The organism is Cupriavidus sp. SHE, from assembly GCF_000812445.1.
GTDB classification, from domain to species: Bacteria; Pseudomonadota; Gammaproteobacteria; order Burkholderiales; family Burkholderiaceae; genus Cupriavidus; species Cupriavidus metallidurans.
Window position 1 is genome coordinate 60,267 of the sequence record NZ_JWMB01000036.1, and the last position, 6,755, is coordinate 67,021.

The window sequence follows — 6,755 nt, forward strand, 5'->3', positions numbered from 1 at the left end:
AAGACATTGGAGACATCGAGCATGACAAAGCAGGCAAAGGTCGCACTGGTCACGGGCGCGGCGCGCGGTATCGGCAAGGCAGTGGCGCAGGCAATGCTCGCGGATGGATATCAGGTCGTGCTGGCCGGGCGCACTGCCGAAACGTTGGAAGCCCTGGCCGCGCAAGCCACGGCTGCGGGCCAGACCGCGCTGGCCGTGCAGTGCGATGTGAGTGATGCCGCCTCGGTCGACGCTTTGTTCGGCAAGATCCGCGAACGCTTCGGCCGGCTCGATGTGCTGTTCAATAACGCAGGCATCAACGCGCCGGGCGTCAGCATCGACGAACTGTCAGTCGAGCAGTGGAAGGCGGTGGTCGACACCAACCTGACCGGCGCCTTCCTGTGCGCGCGCGGCGCGTTCGCGCTGATGAAATCGCAGGACCCGCGTGGCGGCCGCATCATCAACAACGGGTCGATCTCGGCCCACGCGCCACGGCCGAATACCGTGCCCTACACGGCCACCAAGCATGCGATTACCGGGCTGACCAAGAGCCTGTCGCTCGATGGCCGTCCCTGGGACATCGCCTGCGGTCAGATCGATATTGGCAACGCGGGTACCGACATGGCCAACCGCATGGCGCGTGGCGTGCCGCAGGCCAATGGCGAGATCCGCCCGGAGCCGTTGATGGATGTGGCCCACGTTGCCAGCTCGGTACTGCATATGGCCAATCTGCCGCTGGAAACCAATGTGCAGTTCATGACCGTCATGGCTACCAAGATGCCGTTCGTGGGACGGGGGTAATGCGCTGAGGCGGAATCAAGGCGGTCCCCTCTCGCTCGGCGGAGAGGGGCGGCTGTCAATGGGCGCTACCGTGCCGGCCGGCCATGAAAGCCGCCGCATCGGCTGCGGTCATGCCGCGGTTGTCGCGTGCTTCGGGGTCGGCGCCATGCGCCTTGAGCATTTCGACGATATCCGTGCGCTGGAACATCGCGGCGGTCATCAGCGCCGTGCGGCCATCAGGCGAGGCGCCTTCGACGTCGGCACCATGCTCGAGCAGGATTTCGACGATTTCGGTGTAGCCCTTGTAGGCGGCTCCGGCGATCGGCGTCTGACCCATCGCATTGCGGATGTCGGGCGAAGCGCCGACTTCCAGCAGCGTGCGCAGCGCGTTCGCATGGCCGTGGTAGGCCGCCAGCATGACGAGGGTGTCGCCTTTCTCATTACGCAGGTTCGGCGGCATGCCGCGTTCGATCAGCGCCGCGAGCGCCACGGCGTCGCCATTGCGCGCGAGGTCGAACACCTGGCCCAGCGCGGCGATCATGCGCGCTTCATCTTCCGCGGACATCGTGGCTTGAGGCTGTTCCATCATCATTTTCCTGTCTCGGACGGTTTGTTCGGGATTTTCTGAGTCGTTCCGCCCGTGCCTCTCCCAGGGGGCGGGAGAGGCACGGGTAGTGGGGACTTACTTGGCCTCGATCATCTCGATGGCAGCCGCGACACCCGCACCATAGGCGGGGTCAGCCGCCGTGCAATGCTTGATGTGGGTCTGCTGGATGTGTTTCGACACACCCTTGATCGAGCGGGCCGTGTTGTCGAACAGCGCCTGCTGCTGCGTCGGCGACATCAGGCGGAACAACGCGCCGACCTGCGAGAAGTAGTCGCCGTCCTCGCGATGGTTCCAGTGGTCGGCGGTGCCTTCCAGCGTCAGCGGCGGTTCGCGGAAGTCGGGTTGCTCGGCCCACTCGCCCTTCGTATTGGGCTCATAGGCGATGGCGGCCCCACGGTTGCCGTCGACGCGCATCGTGCCGTCGCGGTGATAGCTGTTGACGTACTTCGCGGCTTTCGGCGAGTTCACCGGAATCTGGTGATGATTCACGCCGACACGATAGCGCGCGGCGTCGCCGTACGAGAACAGACGGCCCTGCAGCATCTTGTCGGGCGAGAAACCGACGCCGGGGACGATCGTCGATGGCGCGAACGATGCCTGTTCGACTTCGGCGAAGAAGTTGTCCGGATTGCGGTTCAGTTCCAGCACGCCGACTTCGATCAGCGGGTAGTCCTTCTTCGGCCAGATCTTGGTCAGGTCGAACGGGTGGTAGGGGACCTTGCTGGCTTCGGCTTCCGGCATGATCTGCACGCAGAGCTTCCAGCGCGGGAAATCGCCACGTTCGATTGATTCGAACAGATCGCGCTGGTGATATTCGCGGTCCTGGCCCGTGATCTCCGCAGCTTCCTCGTCAGTCAGGTTCTGGATGCCCTGCTGGGTGACGAAGTGGAACTTCACCCAGAAGCGCTCCATGTTGGCGTTGATGAAGCTGTAGGCATGGCTGCCGAACCCGTGCATATGACGCCAGGTGCGCGGGATACCCCGGTCACTCATGACGATCGTGACCTGGTGCAGGGCTTCGGGCAGGCCGGTCCAGAAGTCCCAGTTGCTTTCGGCGCTACGCATGCCCGTACGCGGGTCGCGCTTCACGGCGTGGTTCAGGTCGGGGAACTTCAGGGGGTCGCGCAGGAAGAAAACCGGGGTGTTGTTGCCCACCAGGTCCCAGTTGCCTTCCTCGGTGTAGAACTTGATCGCAAAGCCGCGGATGTCGCGTTCCGCATCGGCCGCGCCGCGCTCGCCGGCCACCGACGAGAAGCGCAGGAACAGGTCGGTTTTCTTGCCAACCTGTGAGAACAGGTTCGCACGCGTGTACTTGGTGATGTCATGCGTGACCGTGAACGTGCCGTAAGCGCCGGCGCCCTTGGCATGCATGCGGCGTTCCGGAATCACTTCACGGTCGAAGTGGGCAAGCTTTTCGAGGAACCAGACATCCTGAAGCAGGGCGGGGCCACGCGGCCCGGCGGTCTGAACGTTCTGGTTATCGACAACGGGCGCGCCAAATGCGGTCGTGAGCTTATTCATAGTCATTCCTTGATGCAGTCGTGCGATCCGGAAGGGTCGCGTCTGGACATTTGTGGGACGGAATTGCCGCGGCTCGTGGCCGCGTCACCGAGTGCGCCGGGGAACTGACTCGCCGGCAGGAGTTGCAGTCAACTATCGCAGAAGGGGTAGTTCAAGTCATATCGTATTGATCAATGGCCGCGATAGTGCACAGACTTTTCGAGCGGGCCATTAAGTGGTTTACGTCTGGGAACGGCTCCGCTTTCTCGCATTTTTCGGATCAGGTCAAATTCTGTGCTCGGCATTGACAGGAAATTGACGTGTATCAGTCGATTCTTTGCAGTGTCTGGACGGCAGGCTGAATAGGCTGAAAGCAGGACAACTACGACCATGCCGCACCATGTGGATCGTCTACCGTTTTGGCCTTGCCGCCATTGCCTTGATCGCCCTGATTGCGCTGTTCGTGTGCCAGTACCGGCTATCGGCCAGGCTGGCGCGCCGCGAAGCGAAGCTCGATGGGCAGCAGGCGCATGAGGAACCCGGCGCCATTGAATCGTGAGGCGCTGGCCGGGCGCGGCCCGTTCAAATGCGACGCGTGCTCGACCTGAGTCCTCCCCGTGGCAGGTTTACCGTGCCTTTTCAGGCTGCGTTCCTATCCTTACAAGGTGAAAATCATGCGCAGGAGATGACATGCAAGCGAGGTTTGCGCGCGGCATCGCGCAGACGCCACTGACGGTGGCAGCCCGGGAATTTCCACTGGCGGAGGAGGCCGCCATGCCCGAGGTTGGCGACCTGGTGACCGTCTTCAGTCAGGATCTGGTCACGGAGTTCAGCATCCGGCTGAACGCCGCGGCGGGGCCGGATCTGTGGTACGGCGTGATCTACGCCATCAGCCGGGGCACCGAGATGCTCGTCGTCGCGGAGGGGCTCGAGCTTGACGATGTGGTTAGCGTCAGGCGGCAGGAAGTTGCGTCCGTCATCAAGGCTGACAGCCAGCATTGAGAATCGGCAGGCAGGTGTGGGACGGCGGCAGGCGTTGCCGCCGGGGGGCTGCTGCGGGTATGCTGCGCGTGCATTCGTATGCCAGAAACCGTAACGCCCGCCCCCAGCCAGCAAGTCGCCGTTCCCATGTCCTCGCCCCTCCCCGCACCTGCTACCACTCGCCAGTTCATCGCCGGACCTGCCGGTCAGATCGAAGTTCTCGTCGATACGCCTGCCGCTGCGCCGATCGGCGTTGCCGTGGTGGCGCATCCGCATCCGTCCCAGGGCGGTAACGCCGAACACAAGATTCCCCAACTGCTTGCGCGCATCCTGCAGGCGCATGGTTTCCTGGCGTTGCGGCCGAACTATCGCGGCGTTGGCCAGAGCGAAGGGGAGTACGACGAAGGGAACGGCGAAACGGAAGATGTGCTGGCCGTGATCCGGTACGCGCAATCAGCGAATGCGGGGCTGCCGCTGGCATTGGCTGGATTCTCGTTCGGCGCCTTCGTCCAGACGCGCGCAGCCGAGGTGCTCACCGCCGCAGGCGAGTCGATTGCGCACTTGATGCTGACGGGAATGCCCGCCGGCGCGTTGTCCGACACGTTGTCCTATGACACGCCGACGGTCCCCGCCCACGCACTGGTCGTGCACGGAGAGCGCGATGAGCGGGTACCGCTGGTGAATGTCTTCGACTGGGCGCGACCGCAGGAACTGCCGGTGGTCGTGGTGCCGGGCGCCGGACACTTCTTCACGGGGAAGCTGCCAGGCCTGCGCCGCGTGGTGGAGAGCTATCTGCGGCGGCCGGCCGAGTGACCGGCTGATCGGCAGCTATTGGGTCAGAACTCGTACATGATCGAAATATCGCCGGTCATGTTGGCCGAGTGAGATACGACCGGGCTGTTGCGCGCATCGCCGACGAGAGCCGCGATGCCGAAATCGGCCGTGGCGAACCAGTGCTTGCCGAAGAACCACATCGCGGATACCCCCCCGCCGTATGAGCGGATGCCGGCGCCGGCATGGTACTGGGGCAGTCCTGAACGCGCCGATTGCTCCGCCGTGACACCGTACCAGCGACTCATATAGGCCGAATCCGCGACCGTCATGGTCGGACCCGCGAACCAGGCGAACTTGTCCGAACTGCCCGGCAGCGGCATATACGCGCCGAGGTCGCCCAGCCAGCCGTTGGCACCCCCGAACTGGCGCCGCGCGTTCGCGCGAATCACAAGCGGAAACTCCTTCGAGACCACGTACTCCGCGAACAACTTCGATTCGACCGCCATCCCGATGTTGCCGAGTCCGGCCAGATGGTCGTGGTCGTGCTTCTCACGTCGGCCAAAGTCATAGGTCAGCGCAATACCGGCGCGCCAATGGTCGGAGTGGACGATGTTCCAGCCGAGGCCTTCGCCAGTGGACAGGAAGCCTTGGTCACGGTACCGGATGTCGATCGCGGGGCCCGCCAGCGGATAGTAGTTGCCGGTGCCGTCGTAATACGGGCTGATACGGGCTGCCATGCCCAGACGAACCGTCCAGTCGGGCGGGGGCCCCTCGAACAGCTTTTCCAGCGGCACGCCTACCGAGTACTGCCACTCGGCCAGCGGGGCCGGCGTCTGGGCGTGGGCTCGCGGCGCGGCCAGCAAGGCCACCAGCGCGAACATCGCCGTGGCGAGCCACAGTATCAGGGCGCGCGGGTACCGGCCATTTGCCACACCAGCCTGGTAATCCGAATTCGTCGACAAGTAATCACTCCGTTTCTTCTAGCGCTTCCCATGGGGGAAGGTGCGATGCAAAACCGGTGTAACGGCGCTGGCGGACGTGCGGATGACGCAAAGTCATCATTTTGCTGAAACCCGATGGCCATTGTGGCCGACGTGGCGGCCGGCGACCAGCCCTCCCCGGTCAGCCGTCAGTCGTCAGCAGTCAATTCCTGGCGCCGCGCTCGTCGTCCCATTGCCAGTCGCGCCGCATGATCAGGAACGTGAACGATGTGGACCAGCCTATCAGAATCAGGCCCACCAGCGGCTGTACGGCAGCCAGCAGACGCAGCTGGCCGATCGGGACGATGTCGCCGATGCTCTGTGTGGTGAAGGTTTCGAGGGAGAAGTAGATATACGCCGCGGGGCCGTGCTCTTGCATGCCCGTCAGGCGGCCGATGCCAAGCCACTCGGTGCCGAGCCAGTAACCGCCGCTGAAAATCACGGCTTCGATGCAATGCGTGAGGATGATCAGCAGGATCATCACGGCAATGTTGAGTTTGCCGCTAAGGCGCTTGGGGTGAATCGAGGAGATTAGCCGAAGTGCTTCATAGTGCAGGCCGACGCAGATAACGGTCAGGCCGGCCGTGAGTCCGACTGCAAGAAGGTAATTAATTGGCGTGTCTGGCATCGTTCGCCGGGAGTTCGCGAGTGATGGGCAGACTATATACGGCGGTTTGATGCTTGCGCCATGGTGCGCACAAATGCCAACGCGGCGTGAACGCATGGCAGAGTGCATTCACGCCGCGCTGGATTGCGCACTGATGGCTTTCTTCAACTTGCTGCGGGGGCGCAGTTATTAGTGTCGTGTGTCGGGCTCAGACAGGTAGTGTCTGGACCACGATCGCGGCGGCGGCGCCGGTGGCGGCTGTGACGGCCAGCCATCCACTCAGGATCAGGGCACTGTTCTTGAAGCTCATGATGGACTCCGGGGCAGCAACCGGAGCCGGCCAGAACAGTGGCCCTGATGCGACTCCGGTTACTTCTTTTCAACTACCGCCAGCATGGGGCGGGGCTCAGGCGTTTGCGCCTTCGGTGTACGGGTCGAACTTGCCGGTACGGGCACCGTCGTAGTACGGATCAACCTTGCGGGCCGGTTCGCTCGAGACACCGGTGCGATCCAGGCCGGCGACCATGCGGGCACCGTCGGTGTACGG

General features: G+C 63.4%; 8 protein-coding genes and 1 pseudogene. 4 read left to right on the plus strand and 5 right to left on the minus strand.

The features are described from left to right. Positions 1–21 precede the first annotated feature (21 nt). On the plus strand, positions 22–780 hold the full coding sequence (locus RN01_RS18140) for an SDR family oxidoreductase (RefSeq protein WP_017512773.1): 759 nt from the start codon (positions 22–24) through the stop codon (positions 778–780). A gap of 55 nt (positions 781–835) precedes the next feature. Here the strand turns inward: RN01_RS18140 and RN01_RS18145 are convergent, their stop codons facing one another. Further along, positions 836–1,324, minus strand: a complete 489-nt coding sequence (locus RN01_RS18145; protein ID WP_111733771.1) for an ankyrin repeat domain-containing protein — start codon at positions 1,322–1,324, stop codon at positions 836–838. A 117-nt stretch (positions 1,325–1,441) separates the two neighbouring features. After that, positions 1,442–2,887 (minus strand): catalase, encoded by a 1,446-nt coding sequence (locus RN01_RS18150; protein WP_008642635.1) that lies wholly within the window; start codon positions 2,885–2,887, stop codon positions 1,442–1,444. A gap of 379 nt (positions 2,888–3,266) precedes the next feature. Between RN01_RS18150 and RN01_RS34340 the strand changes: the two genes are divergently transcribed. The 3 genes from RN01_RS34340 to RN01_RS18160 all read left to right on the plus strand — a co-directional run bounded on the left by RN01_RS34340 (position 3,267) and on the right by RN01_RS18160 (position 4,660). Further along, positions 3,267–3,425 carry a hypothetical protein gene (locus RN01_RS34340; protein WP_008642634.1) on the plus strand — a complete coding sequence of 53 codons (159 nt, stop codon included), beginning with the start codon at positions 3,267–3,269 and terminating at the stop codon, positions 3,423–3,425. A 131-nt stretch (positions 3,426–3,556) separates the two neighbouring features. Further along, on the plus strand, positions 3,557–3,868 hold the full coding sequence (locus RN01_RS18155) for a hypothetical protein (RefSeq protein ID WP_008642633.1): 312 nt from the start codon (positions 3,557–3,559) through the stop codon (positions 3,866–3,868). Positions 3,869–3,994: 126 nt separating this feature from the next. Further along, positions 3,995–4,660, plus strand: a complete 666-nt coding sequence (locus RN01_RS18160) for an alpha/beta hydrolase (RefSeq protein ID WP_017512771.1) — start codon at positions 3,995–3,997, stop codon at positions 4,658–4,660. A 23-nt stretch (positions 4,661–4,683) separates the two neighbouring features. On the opposite strand, the gene RN01_RS18165 is transcribed toward RN01_RS18160, so the two are convergent. From RN01_RS18165 to RN01_RS34345, 3 genes and pseudogenes are all read right to left on the minus strand, one after another. Further along, a complete protein-coding gene (locus tag RN01_RS18165; RefSeq protein ID WP_017512770.1) occupies positions 4,684–5,583 on the minus strand; it encodes a MipA/OmpV family protein in 900 nt (299 codons plus the stop codon). A gap of 181 nt (positions 5,584–5,764) precedes the next feature. Next, positions 5,765–6,229, minus strand: coding sequence for an ion channel (locus RN01_RS18170; protein ID WP_008642630.1), 465 nt, complete (start codon positions 6,227–6,229; stop codon positions 5,765–5,767). Between the two features lie 385 nt (positions 6,230–6,614). Continuing rightward, positions 6,615–6,755 (minus strand): annotated as a pseudogene (locus RN01_RS34345) (copper resistance protein CopQ); the annotation flags it as partial.

Excerpts from the sequence above, each read along its gene's own strand:
- RN01_RS18140 (WP_017512773.1), top strand. The coding sequence starts at position 22 with ATGACAAAGCAGGCAAAGGTCGCACTGGTCACGGGCGCGGCGCGCGGT.
- RN01_RS18145 (WP_111733771.1), bottom strand. The coding sequence starts at position 1,324 with ATGTCCGCGGAAGATGAAGCGCGCATGATCGCCGCGCTGGGCCAGGTG.
- RN01_RS18150 (WP_008642635.1), bottom strand. The coding sequence starts at position 2,887 with ATGAATAAGCTCACGACCGCATTTGGCGCGCCCGTTGTCGATAACCAG.
- RN01_RS34340 (WP_008642634.1), top strand. The coding sequence starts at position 3,267 with ATGTGGATCGTCTACCGTTTTGGCCTTGCCGCCATTGCCTTGATCGCC.
- RN01_RS18155 (WP_008642633.1), top strand. The coding sequence starts at position 3,557 with ATGCAAGCGAGGTTTGCGCGCGGCATCGCGCAGACGCCACTGACGGTG.
- RN01_RS18160 (WP_017512771.1), top strand. The coding sequence starts at position 3,995 with ATGTCCTCGCCCCTCCCCGCACCTGCTACCACTCGCCAGTTCATCGCC.
- RN01_RS18170 (WP_008642630.1), bottom strand. The coding sequence starts at position 6,229 with ATGCCAGACACGCCAATTAATTACCTTCTTGCAGTCGGACTCACGGCC.